General features: G+C 56.8%; 19 protein-coding genes. 7 read left to right on the top strand and 12 right to left on the bottom strand.

The window, feature by feature from the left end:
- The 4 genes from ACXKZG_RS06750 (at window position 1) to ACXKZG_RS06735 (ending at window position 3,651) form a co-directional block, all read left to right on the top strand.
- The gene (locus ACXKZG_RS06750; RefSeq protein WP_488875880.1) at window positions 1-954 is read left to right on the top strand and encodes an ABC transporter permease; all 954 of its coding nucleotides are present in this window, start codon (window positions 1-3) and stop codon (window positions 952-954) included.
- A gap of 15 nt (window positions 955-969) precedes the next feature.
- Window positions 970-2,604 carry an FGGY-family carbohydrate kinase gene (locus ACXKZG_RS06745; RefSeq protein ID WP_053144343.1) on the top strand — a complete coding sequence of 545 codons (1,635 nt, stop codon included), beginning with the start codon at window positions 970-972 and terminating at the stop codon, window positions 2,602-2,604.
- A complete protein-coding gene (locus tag ACXKZG_RS06740; protein ID WP_346566483.1) occupies window positions 2,604-3,209 on the top strand; it encodes an SIS domain-containing protein in 606 nt (201 codons plus the stop codon). Before ACXKZG_RS06745 ends, ACXKZG_RS06740 begins: the two co-directional genes overlap by 1 nt.
- Window positions 3,210-3,279: 70 nt before the next feature.
- Window positions 3,280-3,651: an MmcQ/YjbR family DNA-binding protein gene (locus tag ACXKZG_RS06735; protein ID WP_013203142.1), complete on the top strand. Its 372-nt coding sequence runs from the start codon at window positions 3,280-3,282 to the stop codon at window positions 3,649-3,651.
- A 37-nt stretch (window positions 3,652-3,688) separates the two neighbouring features.
- On the opposite strand, the gene fabB is transcribed toward ACXKZG_RS06735, so the two are convergent.
- The gene (fabB, locus tag ACXKZG_RS06730; protein ID WP_013203143.1) at window positions 3,689-4,912 is read right to left on the bottom strand and encodes a beta-ketoacyl-ACP synthase I; all 1,224 of its coding nucleotides are present in this window, start codon (window positions 4,910-4,912) and stop codon (window positions 3,689-3,691) included.
- A gap of 157 nt (window positions 4,913-5,069) precedes the next feature.
- Here fabB and mnmC point away from each other — a divergent pair, with 157 nt between their 5' ends.
- Window positions 5,070-7,079 carry a bifunctional tRNA (5-methylaminomethyl-2-thiouridine)(34)-methyltransferase MnmC2/FAD-dependent 5-carboxymethylaminomethyl-2-thiouridine(34) oxidoreductase MnmC1 gene (gene mnmC / locus ACXKZG_RS06725; protein ID WP_488875879.1) on the top strand — a complete coding sequence of 670 codons (2,010 nt, stop codon included), beginning with the start codon at window positions 5,070-5,072 and terminating at the stop codon, window positions 7,077-7,079.
- 40 nt (window positions 7,080-7,119) lie between these two features.
- Here mnmC and ACXKZG_RS06720 read toward each other — a convergent pair whose 3' ends face one another.
- Genes ACXKZG_RS06720 through prmB form a run of 6 tightly spaced genes read right to left on the bottom strand, consistent with a single transcriptional unit; the run spans window position 7,120 to window position 11,673 of the window.
- Entirely contained in the window at window positions 7,120-7,401 is a 282-nt protein-coding gene (locus ACXKZG_RS06720; RefSeq protein WP_488875878.1) for a YfcL family protein, read from the bottom strand.
- Between the two features lie 30 nt (window positions 7,402-7,431).
- Window positions 7,432-7,977 carry an elongation factor P hydroxylase gene (locus ACXKZG_RS06715; protein ID WP_013203146.1) on the bottom strand — a complete coding sequence of 182 codons (546 nt, stop codon included), beginning with the start codon at window positions 7,975-7,977 and terminating at the stop codon, window positions 7,432-7,434.
- A gap of 11 nt (window positions 7,978-7,988) precedes the next feature.
- Window positions 7,989-8,792: a sulfite exporter TauE/SafE family protein gene (locus ACXKZG_RS06710; protein WP_488875877.1), complete on the bottom strand. Its 804-nt coding sequence runs from the start codon at window positions 8,790-8,792 to the stop codon at window positions 7,989-7,991.
- Window positions 8,793-8,801: 9 nt separating this feature from the next.
- Window positions 8,802-9,626, bottom strand: a complete 825-nt coding sequence (mepA, locus tag ACXKZG_RS06705) for a penicillin-insensitive murein endopeptidase (protein ID WP_346566479.1) — start codon at window positions 9,624-9,626, stop codon at window positions 8,802-8,804.
- Between the two features lie 4 nt (window positions 9,627-9,630).
- Window positions 9,631-10,716: a chorismate synthase gene (gene aroC, locus ACXKZG_RS06700; protein ID WP_151036854.1), complete on the bottom strand. Its 1,086-nt coding sequence runs from the start codon at window positions 10,714-10,716 to the stop codon at window positions 9,631-9,633.
- A gap of 24 nt (window positions 10,717-10,740) precedes the next feature.
- Entirely contained in the window at window positions 10,741-11,673 is a 933-nt protein-coding gene (gene prmB, locus ACXKZG_RS06695) for a 50S ribosomal protein L3 N(5)-glutamine methyltransferase (RefSeq protein ID WP_013203150.1), read from the bottom strand.
- A gap of 188 nt (window positions 11,674-11,861) precedes the next feature.
- Here prmB and smrB point away from each other — a divergent pair, with 188 nt between their 5' ends.
- Complete coding sequence (smrB, locus tag ACXKZG_RS06690; RefSeq protein WP_013203152.1) at window positions 11,862-12,413, top strand: endonuclease SmrB; 552 nt, start codon at window positions 11,862-11,864, stop codon at window positions 12,411-12,413.
- Window positions 12,414-12,449: 36 nt separating this feature from the next.
- On the opposite strand, the gene sixA is transcribed toward smrB, so the two are convergent.
- From sixA to ACXKZG_RS06670, 4 genes are all read right to left on the bottom strand, one after another.
- Window positions 12,450-12,932, bottom strand: a complete 483-nt coding sequence (sixA, locus tag ACXKZG_RS06685) for a phosphohistidine phosphatase SixA (protein WP_013203153.1) — start codon at window positions 12,930-12,932, stop codon at window positions 12,450-12,452.
- Between the two features lie 170 nt (window positions 12,933-13,102).
- Complete coding sequence (gene fadJ, locus ACXKZG_RS06680) at window positions 13,103-15,277, bottom strand: fatty acid oxidation complex subunit alpha FadJ (protein ID WP_488876235.1); 2,175 nt, start codon at window positions 15,275-15,277, stop codon at window positions 13,103-13,105.
- Window positions 15,278-15,282: 5 nt separating this feature from the next.
- Window positions 15,283-16,593, bottom strand: coding sequence for an acetyl-CoA C-acyltransferase FadI (fadI, locus tag ACXKZG_RS06675; RefSeq protein WP_013203155.1), 1,311 nt, complete (start codon window positions 16,591-16,593; stop codon window positions 15,283-15,285).
- A 165-nt stretch (window positions 16,594-16,758) separates the two neighbouring features.
- Entirely contained in the window at window positions 16,759-17,055 is a 297-nt protein-coding gene (locus ACXKZG_RS06670; RefSeq protein WP_013203156.1) for a YfcZ/YiiS family protein, read from the bottom strand.
- A gap of 377 nt (window positions 17,056-17,432) precedes the next feature.
- Between ACXKZG_RS06670 and fadL the strand changes: the two genes are divergently transcribed.
- Window positions 17,433-18,716 carry a long-chain fatty acid transporter FadL gene (gene fadL, locus ACXKZG_RS06665; protein WP_013203157.1) on the top strand — a complete coding sequence of 428 codons (1,284 nt, stop codon included), beginning with the start codon at window positions 17,433-17,435 and terminating at the stop codon, window positions 18,714-18,716.
- Between the two features lie 63 nt (window positions 18,717-18,779).
- On the opposite strand, the gene mlaA is transcribed toward fadL, so the two are convergent.
- The gene (gene mlaA, locus ACXKZG_RS06660) at window positions 18,780-19,541 is read right to left on the bottom strand and encodes a phospholipid-binding lipoprotein MlaA (RefSeq protein ID WP_013203158.1); all 762 of its coding nucleotides are present in this window, start codon (window positions 19,539-19,541) and stop codon (window positions 18,780-18,782) included.
- Between the last annotated feature and the right edge of the window lies 1 nt (window position 19,542).

Here is a 19,542-nt window from a genome sequence, read left to right as displayed (position 1 = left end):
ATGAACGCCATAATCAAAATCCTTCCGGGCGACCGGATTATTCGCCTGCAGCTGCTGATGATTGTCATTGTGCTGGCGCTGTTCTCGCTGACGCTGGGTGGACGGTTCTTCAGCGCGGGCAACTTTCAGTCGATTGCCACCCAGCTGCCCGTTTTAGGCTTACTGGCGCTGGGCATGGGGCTGACCATGCTGACCGGCGGCATCAACCTGTCGATTATCGCCAGCGCCAACGCCTGTTCCCTGCTGATGGGCGCGATCATCGTTGCCCATCCGGGCCAGCCGCTGTTTCTGATGCTGGCGCTCATCGCCGGTGCGCTGCTGGCGGTGCTGATCGGCACGCTGAATGGTCTGCTGATCGCGGTGATTGGGGTGTCGCCGATACTCGCCACGCTCGGCACCATGACGCTGATCGCCGGGTTGAATATCCTGCTCTCCAACGGCGCGGTGATTTCCGGCTTCCCACCGCTGATTCAGTTCCTCGGCAATGGCGAGGTGTTTGGCGTGCCTTTTGCCCTGCTGCTGTTCCTGCTGGTGGCCTTTGCGCTATGGGTTCTGCTGGAGCAGACCACGCTGGGCCGCAGCATTTATCTGCTGGGATCTAACGAACAGGCCACCCGCTTCAGCGGCATCAACACCGCGCGGGTGCAAATCACGGTGTATATCTTCTCTGCCCTGCTGAGCTGGGGCGCGGCGCTGCTGATGATGTCGATGTTCAACTCGGCGAAGGCAGGCTACGGCGAGTCCTGGCTGCTGGTGACCATTCTGGCCTCGGTGCTGGGTGGGGTGAATCCCGACGGCGGGTTTGGCCGGGTGATTGGCATGGTGCTGGCGCTGATCGTCTTACAAATGCTGGAAAGCGGGCTCAATCTGCTGGGCGTGAGCAGCTATCTGACGATGGCGCTCTGGGGCGGTGTGCTTATCCTGTTTATTGCGTTACAGAATCGCAGAACCTGACGGTCGAGGCTAACAATGACAAGTTATTATCTGGGTGTGGATGTAGGGACCGGCAGCGCACGTGCGGGAATTTTCGACCTTAAGGGCCGGATGATGGGCCAGGCCAGCCGGGAAATTGCGCTGTTTCGCCCGCAGGCCGATTTTGTCGAGCAGTCGTCAGACAATATCTGGCAGGCGGTGTGCCAGGCGGTGCGCGATGCCGTCAATCAAAGCAACATCAATCCGGTACAGATTAAAGGCATCGGCTTTGATGCCACCTGTTCACTGGTGGTGCTGGATAAAGAAGGCAAACCGCTGACGGTCAGTCCGTCGGGCCGCAGCGAGCAGAATATTATCGTGTGGATGGATCACCGCGCCATTTCGCAGGCCGAGCGCATCAACGCCACCCAGCACCGGGTGCTGGACTATGTTGGTGGGGTGATCTCACCCGAAATGCAGACGCCAAAGCTGCTGTGGCTGAAACAGCATATGCCCAACAGCTGGCAGAATATCGGCCATTTATTTGACCTGCCCGACTTCCTCACCTGGCGGGCCACCCAGGATGAAACGCGTTCGTTGTGCTCGCTGGTGTGCAAATGGACTTATATGGGCCATGAGAACCGCTGGGATGAGAGCTATTTCCGCCAGATTGGGCTGGAAGATTTGCTCGAGCATGACGCGGCGAAAATTGGCCGCGATGTAAAAACCATGGGTGAACCGTTGGGGCACGGCCTGACGCAGCGAGCCGCCAGCGAAATGGGCCTGCTGCCCGGCACGGCGGTGAGCGTATCGATCATTGATGCCCATGCGGGCAGCCTCGGCACGCTGGGTGCGGCGGGCGCGTCCGGGGAACATGCTGACTTTGACCGGCGCATCGCGCTGATAGGCGGCACCTCCACCGGCCATATGGCCATTTCGAAAGAGCCGCGCTTTATTAAAGGCGTCTGGGGCCCCTACTTCTCCGCCATTCTGCCCGACTTATGGCTGAACGAAGGCGGCCAGTCGGCCACCGGCGCGCTGATTGACCATATGATCCAGTCTCACCCCTGCTATGCCACGCTGCGCGATCAGGGAAAGGCTCAGGGCAAAACCATCTATGAAGTCCTTAACGACCTGCTGCGCAAAATGGCCGGCGAGCCCGAAAAGATTGCCTTTCTGACCCGCGATATCCATATGCTGCCCTATTTTCACGGTAACCGCTCACCGCGCGCGAACCCGAATCTGACCGGCATCCTCACCGGCCTCAAACTCTCGCGCACGCCGGAAGATATGGCGCTGCACTATCTGGCGACCATTCAGGCGATTGCGCTGGGAGCCCGCCATATCATCGAAACCATGAACCAGACCGGCTACAGCATCGATACCATTATGGCCAGCGGCGGCGGCACCAAAAATCCGATCTTCGTGCAGGAACATGCTAACGCCACCGGCTGTGCGATGCTGCTACCGGAAGAGAGTGAAGCGATGCTGTTGGGCAGCGCGATGATGGGCACCGTGGCCGCCGGGGTGTATGAATCCCTGCCGGAAGCGATGAATGCCATGAGCCGCATCGGCAAAACCGTCACGCCGCAAACCAATGAGATCAAACATTACTACGATCGCAAATACCAGGTGTTCCGCGAGATGTATCACGACCATATGAAGTATCGCCAGATGATGCAGGAGGCCTGATGGAGCACATCGACGCCTGGTCACAGGCCACCTGTGGCTGGCAGACCTATCGCGATGCGCTAACCACGCTGGAAAGCCAACTCGACCGTCAGCAGTGGCTGGCGGTACTCAACACGCTGGCACGCTGCGAGGGGAAAATTGCGGTCACCGGCATAGGTACTTCGGGCATTGCCGCCAGAAAGATCGCCCATATGCTTTCCTGCGTAGAGCGCCCCGCCACCTGGCTCAGCGCTGCCGATGCGGCGCACGGTGATATCGGTTTTCTGCGCGCCAGCGACGTGCTGATTATGCTGTCGCGCGGCGGCAATTCCGATGAGTTAACCCGCTTATTGCCGACGGTAAAAAGTAAAGGCTGCACGCTGGTAAGCGTCACTGAAAACGCAGGTTCAGCTATTGCGCAGGCGGCAGACCGACTGTTGCTGATGCCTGAAACTCAGGAAATTGATCCGCTAAATATGCTGGCCACCACCTCGATAATCAGCGTGCTGGCGGTGTTTGACGCGATGATAGCGGTGTTAATGACGCAAAGTGGCTACAGTCGGGAAACGCTGCTGGCGGTTCATCCTGCGGGAAATGTCGGCAAGGTGCTGCGGGAGCAAGAATAAAATCGGGGTGAGCCGGAGGGTGCGGTTATGCTAGCCTTCCGGACAGAAATCCCCGCGATGGAGCCATACAATGGACGGAAAAGAGATTCAGCAACTGGCGGCTGACGTCGCACGTACCCTGCCTTCAGCCGAGCTTTGCTACCCGTTTGGCCCGGAATATGAGGTATTTAAGGTGCGCGGCAAGATGTTTGCCTTACTGGCACAGGTTCGCGGCGAGCGGATTGTGAATCTGAAGTGCGATCCCGAAAACGCACTGTTACAACGGGCGATCTACGACAGCATTCATGCGGCTTACCATATGAATAAACGTCACTGGATCTCGATTTATCCCGGCGAACAAATTAGTGAAGGCCTGGTACGGCAGCTGGTAGAGGAATCTTACGATTTGGTGGTTGCCGGCTTGCCGAAGCGATTGCGGCCGATGGAACAGAGAGAACGCTGAAGGGAAAGACAGGGGGCGACATTTCGCCCCCTGAAACTTAGTCGAGCTTACGCATCACCAGGGTGGCGTTAGTCCCGCCGAAGCCAAAGCTGTTAGACATAACGGTCTTCAGCTTCTGCTCGGTTGGCTTGGTCACGATGTTCAGACCTTTCGCCGCGGGGTCCAGCTCATCAATGTTGATGCTTGGCGCGATAAAGCCGTGTTCCAGCATCAGCAGAGAGTAAATGGCTTCCTGCACGCCGGCGGCACCCAGAGAGTGGCCCGTCATTGCTTTGGTCGCGGACATGGCAGGCATATTCTCGCTAAACACTTCACAGATTGCGCCCAGTTCCTTCACATCGCCCACTGGCGTAGAGGTACCGTGGGTGTTCAGGTAGTCGATTGGGGTATCCACATCGGCCATTGCCAGACGCATACAGCGCATTGCGCCTTCGCCTGATGGGGCAACCATGTCAGCACCGTCAGAAGTCGCGCCGTAGCCAACCACTTCTGCATAGATGTGAGCACCGCGAGCCAGCGCGTGTTCCAGTTCTTCAACCACCACCATACCGCCGCCGCCAGCGATAACGAAGCCGTCACGGCTGGTATCGTAAGTACGGGAGGCTTTTTCTGGGGTTTCGTTGTACTTGGTGGACAGTGCGCCCATCGCGTCGAACTCACAGGACATTTCCCAGCACAGCTCTTCGCCGCCGCCAGCAAAGACCACATCCTGTTTGCCCAGCTGGATCTGCTCAACCGCGTTACCGATACAGTGAGCGGAAGTGGCACAAGCGGAGCTGATGGAGTAGTTCACACCGTGAATTTTGAACGGTGTTGCCAGGCAGGCAGAAACGCCGGACGCCATGGCTTTGGTCACCATATAAGGACCCACGCCACGCAGGCCTTTCGCACGCATACCATCAACGCTGGCAGCCTGGTTGTAAGGGGAACCGCCACCGGAACCGGCAACCAGACCCACACGTGGGTTGTTCTGGTACTGCTCGGCGGTCAGGCCGGAATCTTTCACCGCTTCCAGCATGGAGATGTAAGCATAAATGGACGCATCGCTCATGAAACGCAATACTTTGCGATCGATGAGAGCTGAGATTTCGTCTTTAGACAGTTTGACGTTACCCCAGACGTGACTACGCATGCCGGAATCTTTCAGCTCCTGGGAGAAGGTGATGCCTGAGCGACCCTCACGCAGAGATGCCAAAACTTCCTCTTGGTTATTACCAATGCTGGAAACGATACCCAAGCCAGTAATCACTGCACGTTTCATTCAATACCTCATTCACTACTTATATTAGGATTCGACAGGCACTTTAGCTTACAGTTGTACGCCGAACAAGTCCGATCAGCGCTTAACTTTTGTAAATTTGCGTGGGCCAGCTCACACCGTTACAATCGCGGCACCGCCTGATAACCGAGCTTCCCCCTTGAAAACGACCCCGATCGAGTATGCCGAATTAAGCTGGAATGAACAGGGTACACCTGTATCCCGAGCGTTTGGCGACGTCTACTTCTCCAATGAAAATGGTCTGGAAGAGACCCGCCATGTGTTCCTCGGTGGCAACCAAATACCCGATCGATTTGCTCAACATTCGCGCGATTTATTTATCGTTGCTGAGACAGGTTTTGGGACTGGTCTGAACTTTTTGACCCTTTGGCAGGCGTTCGATCGCTTCCGGGAAACGCATCCCGAGGCTAAATTACAGCGTTTACACTTCATCAGCAGTGAGAAATATCCTTTAAACGTGACAGATCTCGCCAGTTCGCTGGCCGTCTGGCCTGAACTGGCCGACTACGCGGCGGAACTTTGCCAACAGTGGCCGCAAGCGTTGCCAGGCTGTCACCGCTTGCTGTTGGACGGCGGCCGCATCACGCTGGATCTGTGGTTTGGCGATATTAACCAGCTGATCCACACTTTTGATGACAGCCTGCAGCATCAGGTCGATGCCTGGTTCCTGGATGGCTTCGCGCCCTCTAAAAATCCCGATATGTGGACGCCCGAACTGTTTGCCTGCATGGCGAAACTGGCCCGCCATGGCGGCACCTTTGCCACCTTTACCGCCGCGGGCTTTGTTCGTCGCGGTCTGAGAGATGCGGGATTTAACGTTATTCGCAGCAAAGGCTTTGGCCCGAAACGCGAAATGCTTTGCGGTACAATGGACGCGTTAACGTCCCCTCAGGCAAACATGCCGTGGTACGCACGTCCGGCTGCTGAAGGCGATGATATCGCCATTATTGGCGGCGGCATTGCCAGCGCGCTGCTGGCGCTGGCGCTGTTACGTCGCGGCAAAAAGGTCACCCTATACTGCGCGGATGCCAGGGCCGCCGAAGGCGCGTCCGGGAATCGTCAGGGCGCGCTCTATCCCCTGCTCAATCAGCACGATCCGGCATTAGCCACCTTCTTCCCACTGGCGTTCACCTTTGCCCGCCGGCTTTACGACAGCCTGCCGGTGGCCTTTGATCACGACTGGTGCGGCGTCACGCAGCTGGGTTGGGATGAAAAAAGCCGCGAGAAGATCGCCAAACTGCTGAGCATGGGCTTGCCTGAAGAAATCGCCCGCGAAGTATCGCAGGCTGAAGCGGAAGCCTTGTGTGGCGTGGAAACAGGCTGCGGCGGAATAAGCTACCCGCTGGGCGGCTGGCTCTCTCCGGGGCAACTGACCCCGGCGCTGTTTGAACTGGCTATGCAGCAAGGATTGCAGATCCACTGGCAGCATACGCTAACGGAAATGCGGTCCGAGGCGGATGGCTGGCAGTTACAGTTCCATGACCAGCCTGCTAAGCCACACCGCAACGTGGTGCTGGCCACCGGCCACACCCTGGCGTCCTTTGCCCAGAGCGAAATGCTGCCCGCTTACGCCGTTAGCGGCCAGGTCAGCCATATTCCCACCACGCCTGGGTTAAGCCCGCTAAAGCAGGTGCTGTGTTATGACGGTTACCTGACGCCGGCAAACCCGAACAATCAGCATCACTGCATTGGTGCCAGCTATCATCGCGCGGACACCTCAACCGACTACCGTGAAGAGGACCAGCAGGAAAACCGCGAAAGGCTGATCCGCTGCCTGCCACAGGCAGACTGGCCGAAAGAAGTCGACGTCAGCGCCGGTGAATCCCGCAGTGGCGTGCGGTGCGCCTCTCGCGACCATTTGCCGATGTTTGGTCCCCTGCCCGATTATCAGCAAACGCTGGAACAGTATGCCGATCTGTCACAGCATAAAGAGACCGCACAGGCAGCGCCGGTGCATAAAGGCTTGTTTGTGTTGGGTGCGTTAGGTTCACGCGGGTTGTGCAGCGGTCCGTTGGGCGCAGAAGTGCTGGCGGCAGAACTCTGTGGCGAGCCGATCCCGCTGGATGCCGACACGCTGGCAGCGATGCATCCGAATCGTTACTGGGTAAGGAAATTACTGAAAGGGAAAGCGATTAAAACGGCGTTCTGACAGGAGAATTAAGCTAGGCGGCACGGTGGCCGCCTGGTTTTCAGGAAGGTTTGCGCGCTTGCAGGAACAGATTGTCCCACATGCCAATCACCAGCGCCTGATCGCGCGGAGAAAGTTCACCGGCCTGGATGGCGTTCTGCAGACTTCTCTGCACCTGAATCTGTAATGCTTCAGGAGTATGCTCGCCGGAGAGTTCAATCTCAGCCACGGCCAGCGTCAGATGCCCACGCAGATAACCACTGGCAAACAGCTCGTCGTCACTGGCGCTTTCCACCATGTCGTCGATCAGGGCCAGAATACGCGCCGCAAATTCATCGATCATAAAATTCCTTATTCGTTCCTGTCCCCACGATCACAGGTCTTCTGGCCAGGGAAACTGTGCCGCCGTCAGCGGGGGCGTTGAGTAATACGAGCAGAGTTCAGCAATCAATCGGGCTGGACGAGCAGGAAGGCCCTGTTCCAGATGCGTCATGACCTGAGCATGGACTTTGCGCTGAAACGCGATGCGATCCGGCTCACAATCTCCGTTGAGATTGTCACAACTTACATTGAAGGGAAACCCTGCCGCAACACAAAACATCCACTCCAGCGATTGCGGTTTCACTTCTACCGTTTCGAATTGGTTCTGCGTCATGGCATCACGGCCATCCGGGCAATACCAGTAGCCAAAATCAACCTGTTTGCGGCGTTCAGCACCGGCAATGCACCAGTGCGAGATTTCATGCAGCGCGCTGGCGTAATAGCCGTGAGCAAACACCACGCGGTGATAATTCACGTCGTCATCAGCAGGAAGATAGATCGGTTCGTCATCGCCTTTAATCAGGCGTGTCTGAAAATCGGCAAAAAAGCAGCGGTCAAAAATTTCAATCAGCTGCGTGTAGTGGTGGCTATCGTTCATTCTTTCTTTTCTCAACCCAACAGATGGTGACACCAGGCCGCAATCGCCGCGCCATGACTGTCGTAAAGCAGTTTTGCACTCATCACAGCAGACACGATCACCACCATCGGGCGGATCAACGTTTGCCCACGGCTTAACACCATGCGTGCACCTAACCGGGCACCACAGATGGCGCCCACCAGCATCACCAGTCCGGTTCCCCACACCACTTTGCCGCCAAACATAAAGAACAGCAGGCCACCAAAATTGGAGGTGAAGTTCAGCACTTTGGCATGAGCCGTGGATTTGGCGAGGTTATAGCCGCACAGGGTGACGAAAGCCAGCGCGTAAAAAGAGCCCGCGCCGGGACCAAAAAAGCCGTCATAAAAGCCGACGCAACCACCGGCCACCAGCGCAAATGGCAAGCCGTGCAGGCGACGCTGGCGATCTTCTTCGCCAATTTTCGGCAGCAGCAGGAAGTACAGCCCGATAGCGATCAGCAGGATCGGCAGAACCTGCCGCAGCAGTTCGGCCTGCAAATGCTGGATCAGAATGGCGCCGGTCACTGCACCCAGAAACGTCATGCCGATATTCAGCCGCTGCTCGCGCAGATTGACCGCGCCACGACGGACAAAATAGAGGCTCGCCGAGAACGAGCCGCCGACTGACTGCAATTTATTGGTGGCAATCGCCTGCGCGGGAGAGAGGCCCACGGACATCAGCGCCGGCACGGTCAACAGCCCGCCGCCACCGGCAATCGAATCGATAAATCCGGCCAGCATGGCGACTAAGAACAGCAGCCCAACAAACAGAGGGCTGACGACGAACCAATCCATCTTCGATCCCTAAAGCAAATGTTTATCCAGTAACGCCTGACAGGAAGGCGGTAACGGCGGCGGCTCGCGCTTCACTGGCGCACCACTGCCCGGTTTGGCAGGCAGGAACCAGCTTTGCAGCTCGGCACCACAGCCATCACCGGCCGGCGGCGCGGGCTGATCCTGGCACTGCAGGCTGCCCGCCGGGCAACGCAAACGCACATGCATGTGCGCGCGGTGTCCAAACCATGGACGCACTTTGCGTAACCAGTCCCGATCGGCACCGGCATCGGCACACAGCTGCTTTTTAATTGCCGGATTGACGAAGATGCGCGTCACATCATCATCTTTCGCCGCCAGTTTAATCAGGCTGTCGATTTCCGGCTGCCAGTGGCGCGCGACCACGTTTTTACCGTCCGCCGCCACCAAATCCAGTGGCTGAGGCTTTAACAGCATCGCCGATGACCAGCGCGATTTAGGCAGCTGTAACCAGATATCCACATCCAGTCCCGACTGATGGCTGGCATGACCGCTGCTGAAGCGCCCACCGGCGGCCATGCCCATATCACCAATCAACACTTCGCCGAGCTGCAGGTTATGCACCTGCGTACTCAGACGCTGAATAAACATGATCAGGTCGGGATGGCCGAAGTAGCGACGCTGATCCTGGCGCATCACCTGATATTCAGGCGCATCCAACGGCAGTTGTTCTGCGCCAACGATACAGCCGTTAGCAAACTGGCCAATCGACTGCGGCGTGCCGCTAATCGGTTGGCGGATCGATTGCCAGGGCGTTGCCGCCAGCGAGGAAGCACTTATCAGCAGCGCACCAAGCGCCATCAGCGTCTTTTTCATTCGGTTACCAGCGAGGAATGTCCGTGTGCACATCAGCGTTCTGAGCGCGCTGACGCAGTAAGTGATCCATCAACACGATCGCCATCATCGCTTCCGCGATCGGCACCGCGCGGATCCCCACGCAGGGATCGTGGCGGCCTTTAGTGATCATCTCGATTTCTTCACCAAAGCGGTTGATGGTTTTGCCCGGCACGGTAATGCTCGAGGTTGGCTTCATGGCGATGTTCGCCAGAATCGGCTGACCGCTGCTGATGCCGCCCAAAATGCCGCCGGCGTGGTTGCTCTGGAAGCCATCAGCACGAATTTCGTCACGGTGCTCGCTGCCGCGCTGGTTGACGACGGCAAAGCCGTCACCAATCTCAACGCCTTTCACTGCATTGATGCTCATCAACGCATGCGCCAGATCGGCATCCAGGCGATCGAAAACCGGTTCGCCAAGGCCAACCGGGACGTTTTCGGCCATCACCGACACTTTTGCACCAATCGAGTCACCCGCTTTCTTTAGCCCGCGCATCAGTTCATCCAGCGCCTCCAGCTTCGAGGGATCCGGGCAGAAGAACGGGTTCTGTTCAACCTGATCCCAGTCCTTCAGCTCACAGGCCACATCGCCAATCTGCGCCAGGAAACCGCGGACTTTGATGCCGTGCTTCAGTGCCAGATACTTTTTGGCAATGGCGCCAGCGGCAACGCGCATCGCGGTTTCACGGGCCGACGAACGGCCACCGCCACGGTAGTCGCGCAGGCCATATTTCTGCTCGTAGGTGTAGTCAGCATGGCCGGGACGGAACACGTCTTTGATCTCACTGTAATCCTGAGAACGCTGGTCGGTGTTCTCAATCAACAGCCCGATGCTGGTGCCGGTGGTCACACCTTCAAACACGCCGGAGAGGATTTTGACCTGATCCGGTTCGCGACGTTGGGTGGTGTAACGTGACGTACCAGGACGACGGCGATCCAGATCGTGCTGCAGATCGGCTTCGGTCAGCGGAATGCCGGGCGGCACGCCGTCTACAATACAGCCCAGCGCCAGTCCATGAGACTCACCGAAGGTGGTGACGCGAAACAGTTGCCCAATAGTGTTACCAGCCATGATGACCTCTTTTATTGTTCTTTATTAATCTTTGAAAATGCCAAAGTGGTGCTGCGCATCGACGATCTGCTGACGCGTCAGCATAAAGACGCCGTCGCCGCCGTTGGCAAACTCCAGCCAGGTAAACGGCACGTCAGGGTACTGGTCAATCATGTGCACCATGCTGTTGCCCACTTCACAAATCAGCACGCCCTGCTCGCTCAGGTAATCTGGCGCGTTAGCCAGGATACGGCGCGCCAGCTTCAGACCATCACGTCCGGCAGCCAGGCCCAGTTCAGGCTCATGGCGGTATTCGTTTGGCAAATCGTCCATGTCGTCTTCATCCACGTACGGCGGATTGGTGACGATCAGGTCGTAAGGGGTTTTTGGCAGTTCGCGGAACAGATCGGCGCGGATCGGCGTGACGCTGTGGGTCAGGCCATGCGCTTCAATATTCTGCTCGGTCACCGCCAGCGCGTCAGTGGAGATGTCGACCGCATCCACTTCGGCGTCCGGGAAGGCATAGGCACAGGCAATCGCGATGCAGCCGCTGCCGGTACACATATCCAGAATATATTTCGGCTCATCCGGGATCAGCGCCGCAAAGCGATCGTTGATCAGCTCGCCGATGGGCGAACGCGGCACCAGCACGCGTTCATCGACATAGAACTCGTGTCCGCAGAACCAGGCTTTGTTGGTCAGGTAGGAGACCGGAATACGTTCGTTGATGCGGCGGATCACGCGCTCGACAATGCGATGACGCTCGCTGGATGTCAGCCGTGCGCTGCGCATGTCTTCCGGGATATCCAGCGGCAGATACAAGGTGGGCAACACCAGCTGAACCGCTTCGTCCCAGGGATTATCGGTGCCGTGACCATACCAGAGCTCGGCGGCGGAAAAACGGCTTACCGTCCAGCGCAGCATATCCTGAATGGTGTGCAGCTCACTGACTGCCTCATCGACGAAAATTTTGTCCAAAGTGCCCTCCACAGGCCTTACTAAAACTCGGCAGCTAGTTTGCCATGAAGCGGGCCATAATTCAGCGCGGCGGTGTGAAAAAGCTGACATTTGTTTTTTGCCGCCACAACTCAGGGTAGACTGTCAGCATTTCCTGAAGACGACGTTCCGCGCCGTTTTGCCTTATTAAGCCGGACAATGAGAACCTGATGAGTAAAAAACAGCCCCTCAGCGCCGAAGATCAGGCGTTGTTTCGCGGATTAATGACCGGCACCCGAAAGCTGGCGCAGGACACCATTGTCCACAAACCGCAGAAGAAAAACCTCGCGGTGGTTCCGCAGAAAAAGCTGATTTCTGAGCAGATGGATGCCAGTCACTATTTTTCCGATGAATTCCAGCCTTTGCTGGCCGAGGAAGGCCCCACGCGATACGTGCGCAGTGATGTCAGCCATTACGAGCTGAAAAAGCTGAGGCGTGGCGATTACACGCCGGAAATTTTTCTGGATTTGCATGGGCTTACGCAACGGCAGGCCAAGGAAGAGCTGGGTGCGTTGATTGCAGCGTGCCGACGTGAGCACATTTTTTGCGCCAGCGTGATGCACGGCCACGGCAAGCATGTATTGAAGCAGCAGTCGCCGCTGTGGCTGGCACAGCATCCGATGGTGATGGCATTTCATCAGGCGCCCAAGCTGTTCGGCGGCGATGCCGCGCTGCTGGTGCTGATTGAGGTGGAAGAGTGGATGCCGCCAGAATTACCTTAAGACGGCGTCAGGGCCAGATCGCCTGGCCCTGTAACATCACATCGCTTTCGCCAGTTTGGAAGGACTGACCTGCCACTCCAGCTTACCGGTGCCGTTGTCAGCATCGTAGTCGATACGGGCAATGGCCGAGGTCGCGAACATCGGCGGCGATTCCTGCGGGCAGAGCTCAGACACCAGGTAGCCCACCAACGGCAGGTGGGAAATCACTAATACAGATTTCACCCCTTCTTTCGCCAGCACTTGCAGGTAACTAGCCACCATCGCGGGATCGCCGCCAGGCGTCAGTTCAGGCAAGACCTCCTGCCCCTCCGGCAGGATCAGTGCTTCACGCACCGTAGCCAGCGTCTGTTCAGCACGCAGGTACGGGCTGACTAACACACGTTCAATATCTACTGTCTGGCCATTAAGCCATTTCGCCATCTGGCGTGATTCATCACATCCGCAATGAGTCAGAGGTCGTACAGAATCACTAGCCGCATCTAATGCCGCATCGCCGTGACGCATAATGAAAACTTGCATAATGCACCGCTGTTGTTAAACGTAAACGCCGGAAAACACAGCTTCCCGACTCTTCATTCAGTGAATGAACGCTGTGTTGTACCCTAATGCCTTGAGTATAGTCAACCGATTGTTTATTAAATGAGCGCTTTCCAGAACAGTGCTAAAGCGCCCCTGTTTTGCGGTAAAATCTAACCCCCTGAATCGGCATGGCTATTCGATTTTTCCGCCGTTTTGTAAAAACGTTCGCCGCTGGCGGCCCGTCGCTTCAGCGCCTCGCACGGGGCAAAACGTTCGCCGTGTGACTGCATCAGCCGCTCTAATGTGTTGACCACGTCCGCCGCCCCAAGACGATCCATATAGCGGAACGGGCCGCCGAGGAACGGCGGGAAACCGATGCCAAACACCGCGCCAATATCGCCATCGCGGGCGGAATGAATCACGCCTTCGTCGAGGGTTCTCGCGGCTTCGTTCAGCATCATCATCACACAGCGCTCAGCGACAGAATCGGCGCTGAGATGGCTTTTAGGGTTCAGCGTAAGCAGTTTATAAATACTCTCATCAACCGACTTTTTACGGCTGAAGGTTTTACGGTTGTAGAGATAGAAGCCACGTCCATTCTTGCGCCCTTTACGGTCATCATTCAATACCGCGGCAAAGGCGTCCGGCGTGTTAAAGCGCTCGCCCCAGGCCTGTTCCAGCACCGGCATAATGTGCGTGCCGACGTCGATGCCCACTTCATCCAGTAACTGGATTGGCCCGACCGGGAAACCGAACTTCACCAGCGCCCGATCGATGCTGTCGATCGGCTCTCCTTCCAGCAAACAGCGCATGGCTTCAATAATGTACGGCGCCAGGATGCGGTTGACATAAAATCCGGCCCGGTCGGCCACCACAATCGGCGTTTTGCCCTGCTTTTTCGCCAGCGAAACCACGGTGGCGATGGTTTCGGCCGAGGTGGTGGTATGCGGGATCACTTCGACCAACGGCATTTTGTCTACCGGGCTGAAATAGTGCAGGCCGATGACGTTTTCCGGCCGGCTGGCGTTAGCTGCAATATCAGCAATCGGCAGCGAGGAGGTATTGGAGGCAAAAATCGTCTGGCCCGAAGTATTGGCTTCAACCTCTGCCACCATGATTTGCTTCAGCGTCAGGTCTTCGAACACCGCTTCAATGATCACGTCACGATGATGGAAGCCCTGGTAGTCGGTGCCGCCGCCAATCAGGGCCATTTGTTGCTGGCGCTCTGCCGGGCGCAGATGCCGACGCTGCACGCTTTTGCTCAGCAAATCCCAGCTGTATTTCATCGCATGATTAATGCCTTCCGGCTTAATGTCTTTGATGCGCACCGGCAACTTGCCACGCGTTGCGGTGACATAGGCAATGCCGCCGCCCATTAAGCCGCCACCCAGCACGCCAATCGCTTTCAGTTCACGCGGGCTGGCATCCGCACCGCGATCCTTTTTCATCTCGGTGGTGGCGAAGAAAATCGACCGTAACGCCTGTGATTCCGGCGTCATCGCCAGCTCGCCAAAGGCTTTGGCTTCTGCGGCATAGCCGATAATACTGCCCTTCAGCAGGCCGGTTTTCACCACCGACAATATTTTCCGGGTGGCCGGGTAATTGCCTTTGGTTTTGGCTTCCGTCTGTCTGGTCGCCATGGCAAACAGCAACGCGCGCCCTGCCGGAGCATTCAGCAGCCGCTCGCGCAGCGGTAAGGTTTTTCGCGGCTTACGGCCGTTAAGGGCCATCTTCACCGCCGTTTCCAACAGAATAGCCTGCGGCACGGCGTCTTCCACCAGCCCCATTTTGACGGCCTGCTTTGCCCGCAGGGTTTTGCCGGTGAGGATCAGATCCAGCGCTCTCGATGCGCCAATCAGTCGCGGCAGTCGCTGTGTACCGCCGGAGCCCGGCAGCAAACCTAACTGCACTTCTGGCAGCCCGAGCCGGGTTTTATCATCCAGCGAACACACGCGTTGATTGCAGGCCAGTGCCAACTCCAGCCCACCGCCGAGGCAGGCGCCATGAATCGCAGCAACTACCGGCACGGAAAGCGAGGCAATTTCGGCCATCACCTTCTGTCCTTCATGCGCCAGCGCTTCTGCTTCCTGCGCCGTTTTGCAGCGGTCGATCATCGAGATGTCCGCACCGGCAATAAACGAGTCCGGTTTGCCGGAAATCAGCACCAGTCCCGCGAGGTGCGAATTAGCGCGCGCCTGGGCGATCACCTCCCGGATCTGAACGGCAAACTCCGCCTTCAGCGTATTCATCTTTTCGCCAGGCACATCAATGGTGATTACCCCGACGTTATCCAGCCGCATCACCAGGCTGAATGCCGAGGCTTTTTCTGGGTTGTGCGTCATCATCGTTGTCATTCGGCCTCCAGAACCATTGCTGCGCCTAACCCGCCCGCGGCACAGGCGGTGACCAGCCCCAGCCCACCGCCGCGTCGACGCAACTCGTTCAGCGTCTGGGTAATCATGCGTGCGCCGGTCGCCGCAAAAGGATGGCCGTAAGCGATTGAACCGCCCATCACGTTAAATTTCTCTTCGTTCACTTCGCCCAGCGCATGCGGGCGTTTTAACACCTCGCGGGCAAACCGCTCGTCGGCAAACATTTTCAGATTAGCCAGCGTTTGCGCGGCGAATGCTTCGTGCATATCGATCAGCGTCAGATCGTCCAGGGTGATCCCGGCCCGGTCCAGCGCCAGCGGCGAAGCGTACGACGGCCCGAGCAGCATGTCCTGCCAGACGTCTATCGCGGTAAAGGCATAGCTGCGCAGATAGCCCAGCGGCACGATGCCCAGCGCTTTCGCCCGCGATTCGGTCATCAGCACCACAGCAGCGGCACCATCGGTCAGCGGCGTACTGTTGGCGGCGGTGACGGTGCCGTGCTGCCGATCGAAGGCGGGACGAAGACGCGCGTAGTCATCCAGCGTCGAGGCCATGCGCACGTTATTGTCCTGCTCAAACGCTTTGCGCCACGGCGGAACAAAAGCGGTCATCACTTCACCCGCCAGGCGGCCATCTTCCCAGGCCCGGGCGGCACGCTGATGGGAACGGTGAGCCAGCGCGTCCTGTTGCTGGCGGGTAATGCCATGGGTTTTTGCCATCTGCTCGGCGGTGTCACCCATTCTGAGTCCGGTAGAGTATTCTGCCACGGCGGGCGGCACCGGCAGCAAATCGCGCGGGCGCAGCTGGCTGAACAGCGACATTTTCTGCGAGAAGGTTTTTGCTTTATTGAGATCGACCAGAATACGACCGAGCTTTTTGCTGACGCCAATCGGCAGCACTGAGGAAGAGTCCGCCCCGCCGGCAATTCCGGCCTGAATGGTGCCTGCCAGCATGCTTTCAGCAACGTTCGCTACTGCCTGAAAACTGGTGGCGCAGGCGCGGCTGACGCTGTAGGCATCGGTCGACACACTCAGGCCGCTGCCAAGGACGATTTCGCGGGCAATATTCGGCGCTTCGGGCATCTGCACCACCTGGCCAAACACCAGCTGTTCGATGACTTCGGGCGGCAGTTCGCTACGCGCCAGGAGTTCACTCACCACCATCCGCCCCAGCTCAATCGCCGGCACGCCGTGTAATGCCGTTGCCTGGCGGGCAAACGGGGTGCGGAGTCCGTGTGTAATAGCGATGCGATCGCCCTGACGCGTCAGCAAAGGAAGCGCTTTGCTCATTCTGATTACCCTTAACAGTCAAACGGCATCATTGCCTAACAGGTCTGACCTCTAAGGTTAACCAGATTTTAACAATGTGCACGCGGAATGAGAGAAAATTGCGAGAGCAAACACGCTTTAGAAAACAATGAGTGGGAAAACCCACTCATTGCGGAAGACGGGGGATTAACGCAGGCCGAGCTGAAAAATCATCGTTTCAGCCTGGCAGCTGAAGGTGAAATCAGCGTCAAGCAGCACACCCTCAGGCTGCTCGCTAAAGCGCGCGTCAATCTGGCAGGGATCGGATTCGACCTGACGCGCTTTTTCCGTCAGCTGGCTGAGCATGGCTTCCGCCTGCTGGCGAGTGCCGTACAGCTGGCTCCAGCTTGCGGTGCAGTCGGTATTGTCCATGATCGTACCAACATCGACACAACAGCAGGCGGCGGTTTCATTGGCGCTGCATTTATTAATGGCATGGGACATGGGAAATCTCCTGTTAGCCGCGCGGGTTGCGGCAGAAAGTGTATTCGCTGGCCGCTATGTTACCCCTGCGGCGAAAGGCTGTCTGGCAATTGCGCGATATAGCGCCAATAAGTGCCATATATCCACGTCAAATTTGATCTGAAACAAGCTAGACTCGATAGGTTCAATTCAGACACGCAGTTTTTTGTTAAGCAGATCGCTTTTCTTAGATCATTTCAGAAATATTTATAAAACAATATTGCAACATCGATACAGGTCGGACCTATACTGGTGCCACTGGTCTGATTTGTTAGCCGTACGTCAGTCCCTAAAATTCGTGAACCTTTGTTACATCCGTGACAAAGTTCAATAAAAATCAAATAAATGAGGTTGTGGTCATGAACCATAAAAACCTGTTTGCGAAGTCTGCTCTCGCAGCTGCAGTGGCAATTGTTTCTTCTAACGTTTACGCAGCCGGCTTTCAATTGAATGAATTTTCGGCCATAGGTTTAGGACGCGCTTATTCAGGCGAAGGCGCGATGGGGGATACCGCGGCATCTGCCAGCCGTAACCCGGCCACCATGGCGTTAATGGATCGACCGATGTTTTCTGTCGGTGCCGTATTTATTGACCCTGATGTCAATATCAGTGGCGACAGCCAGTCAGGACAAAGTCTGGATGCCAATAATATTGCGCCAACGCAATGGGTACCCAACCTTCATTACGTCCAGCCTATTAACGATCAATGGTGGTTAGGCGCGTCGGCAACCTCCAATTATGGCCTGGCAACCGAATTTAATGATGACTACACCGCGGGCGGATATGGCGGTAAAACCGATCTGCAAACGGTGAACTTTAATTTAAGCACCGCTTATCGTCTTAATCAGAACTTCAGTTTTGGTGTGGGCTTTGATGCGGTTTATGCCCGTGCCAAGATTGAACGTTATGCGGGTGAATCCGGTGCCGCCCTGGGCTTGCCAGCAGATACGCAGATTGCCCATCTGAAAGGGGATGAATGGGGTTACGGCTGGAATGCCGGTATTCTGTATGAAGTGGACCCGAATAACCGTTTCGGCTTTACTTACCGCTCTGAAGTTAAAATCGACTTTGACGGCGATTATAAGAGCAGCATCCCAACCTATATTAACCCAATTAATCAGGCGGGTAATTTCGGCCTGCCTTACGGTACCAGCGGTCAAACTGTTCCGGGCGCATTGACCCTGAACCTGCCTGAAATGTGGGAGCTGTCCGGTTACCATAAAGTGGCGCCGCAATGGGCCGTGCATTACAGCCTGACCTATACCAGCTGGAGCCAGTTCCAGGAGCTGAAAGCGACCGGCAGCAATGGCCAGACGCTGTTCTATAAAGATGAGAGCTTTAAGGATGCTTACCGCATCGCGCTGGGAACGTCCTATTTCTATGATGAAAACTGGACCTTCCGTACCGGTATTGCCTTTGATGACAGCCCGGTCCCGGCAGAAAACCGTTCCATCTCTATCCCGGATCAGGATCGTCTGTGGTTGAGCGCCGGTGCTTCCTACGCCTTTAACCAGGATGCTTCCGTCGACGTTGGCCTGTCCTATATGCACGGTCAGCATGTCACTGTAGAAGAAGGCCCTTACACCTTTAACTCTACCGGTAAAGCCTGGCTGTACGGCGCGAACTTTAACTACAAGTTCTGATATCACGCCGGCAACAAAAAAGGCCTGTCGCAAGACAGGCCTTTTTTTATATCACCGCAACGGTTAGTTAGAGTCGATATCGTTGAGATCGCCCTGAATCGCCGAGGCGTTAGGGTTTTCCTGCGGGATCAGCCTGCCATCGCTGGCGAGGAAATCATGATGCTGGAAGTATGCCGCACGCACAAAGGCATAAGGGTCCTTCGAGTTACGCAGCATCGCATCTGAATCCAGCAGCTGGGCACGGGTTTCAACCCCTTCCAACGCCCACTTCCCTGCCGACATCCACCAGGTCAGCCAGCTGAGCGGCGCATAAAGATCGTCAACCAGCCCACCGACATCCTCACGCGGGGTGAAGCCACCGTAGCCCGGCACTTCAACGTAGGGACCATAGCCGACGCCGTAATTCCCCAGCGTACTACCAAACCCGCGCGCCTCTTCTTTGGCCAGCTTTGGATTCGCCATGCTCGCCACGTCGATAAAGCCGCCCATCCCCAGAATGGTATTCAGGAAGAAGCGGTTGAAGTGGATCATCGCTTTATAAGGTTTACCCTCAATAAAGTAGTTCACCATCGTCGACGGCTCATCAAGGTTGCTGAAGAAGTTACTCAGCCCGGTGCGCGCAGGCACCGGCAGATAGTCACGCCAGGCCACCGCCACAGGACGAACTACGTACGGGTCGAGCACGTTGTAGTTAAAGTTGAACATCGAGCGGTTAAAGCCCTCGAACGGATCGGACCGCCCTTGTGGCTCATCTGCCGTATTCGAACTGGCGCAACCTATCAGCAGCACGCTGGCCAGCGCTACACCCGTCACGCGGTAGCTCATC

The sequence above is a fragment of the Erwinia sp. 2186 genome (assembly GCF_057812255.1).
The sequence above is the reverse complement of the archived record's forward strand: the minus strand, read 5'-3'. Positions and strand labels throughout refer to the sequence as shown.

Excerpts from the sequence above, each read along its gene's own strand:
- fadI (WP_013203155.1), bottom strand. The coding sequence starts at position 16,593 with ATGAGCAAAGCGCTTCCTTTGCTGACGCGTCAGGGCGATCGCATCGCT.
- ACXKZG_RS06720 (WP_488875878.1), bottom strand. The coding sequence starts at position 7,401 with ATGATCGATGAATTTGCGGCGCGTATTCTGGCCCTGATCGACGACATG.
- ACXKZG_RS06710 (WP_488875877.1), bottom strand. The coding sequence starts at position 8,792 with ATGGATTGGTTCGTCGTCAGCCCTCTGTTTGTTGGGCTGCTGTTCTTA.
- mepA (WP_346566479.1), bottom strand. The coding sequence starts at position 9,626 with ATGAAAAAGACGCTGATGGCGCTTGGTGCGCTGCTGATAAGTGCTTCC.
- fadL (WP_013203157.1), top strand. The coding sequence starts at position 17,433 with ATGAACCATAAAAACCTGTTTGCGAAGTCTGCTCTCGCAGCTGCAGTG.
- ACXKZG_RS06715 (WP_013203146.1), bottom strand. The coding sequence starts at position 7,977 with ATGAACGATAGCCACCACTACACGCAGCTGATTGAAATTTTTGACCGC.
- ACXKZG_RS06750 (WP_488875880.1), top strand. The coding sequence starts at position 1 with ATGAACGCCATAATCAAAATCCTTCCGGGCGACCGGATTATTCGCCTG.
- fadJ (WP_488876235.1), bottom strand. The coding sequence starts at position 15,277 with ATGATGACGCACAACCCAGAAAAAGCCTCGGCATTCAGCCTGGTGATG.
- smrB (WP_013203152.1), top strand. The coding sequence starts at position 11,862 with ATGAGTAAAAAACAGCCCCTCAGCGCCGAAGATCAGGCGTTGTTTCGC.
- sixA (WP_013203153.1), bottom strand. The coding sequence starts at position 12,932 with ATGCAAGTTTTCATTATGCGTCACGGCGATGCGGCATTAGATGCGGCT.
- ACXKZG_RS06670 (WP_013203156.1), bottom strand. The coding sequence starts at position 17,055 with ATGTCCCATGCCATTAATAAATGCAGCGCCAATGAAACCGCCGCCTGC.
- mlaA (WP_013203158.1), bottom strand. The coding sequence starts at position 19,541 with ATGAGCTACCGCGTGACGGGTGTAGCGCTGGCCAGCGTGCTGCTGATA.
- aroC (WP_151036854.1), bottom strand. The coding sequence starts at position 10,716 with ATGGCTGGTAACACTATTGGGCAACTGTTTCGCGTCACCACCTTCGGT.
- ACXKZG_RS06735 (WP_013203142.1), top strand. The coding sequence starts at position 3,280 with ATGGACGGAAAAGAGATTCAGCAACTGGCGGCTGACGTCGCACGTACC.
- ACXKZG_RS06740 (WP_346566483.1), top strand. The coding sequence starts at position 2,604 with ATGGAGCACATCGACGCCTGGTCACAGGCCACCTGTGGCTGGCAGACC.
- fabB (WP_013203143.1), bottom strand. The coding sequence starts at position 4,912 with ATGAAACGTGCAGTGATTACTGGCTTGGGTATCGTTTCCAGCATTGGT.
- ACXKZG_RS06745 (WP_053144343.1), top strand. The coding sequence starts at position 970 with ATGACAAGTTATTATCTGGGTGTGGATGTAGGGACCGGCAGCGCACGT.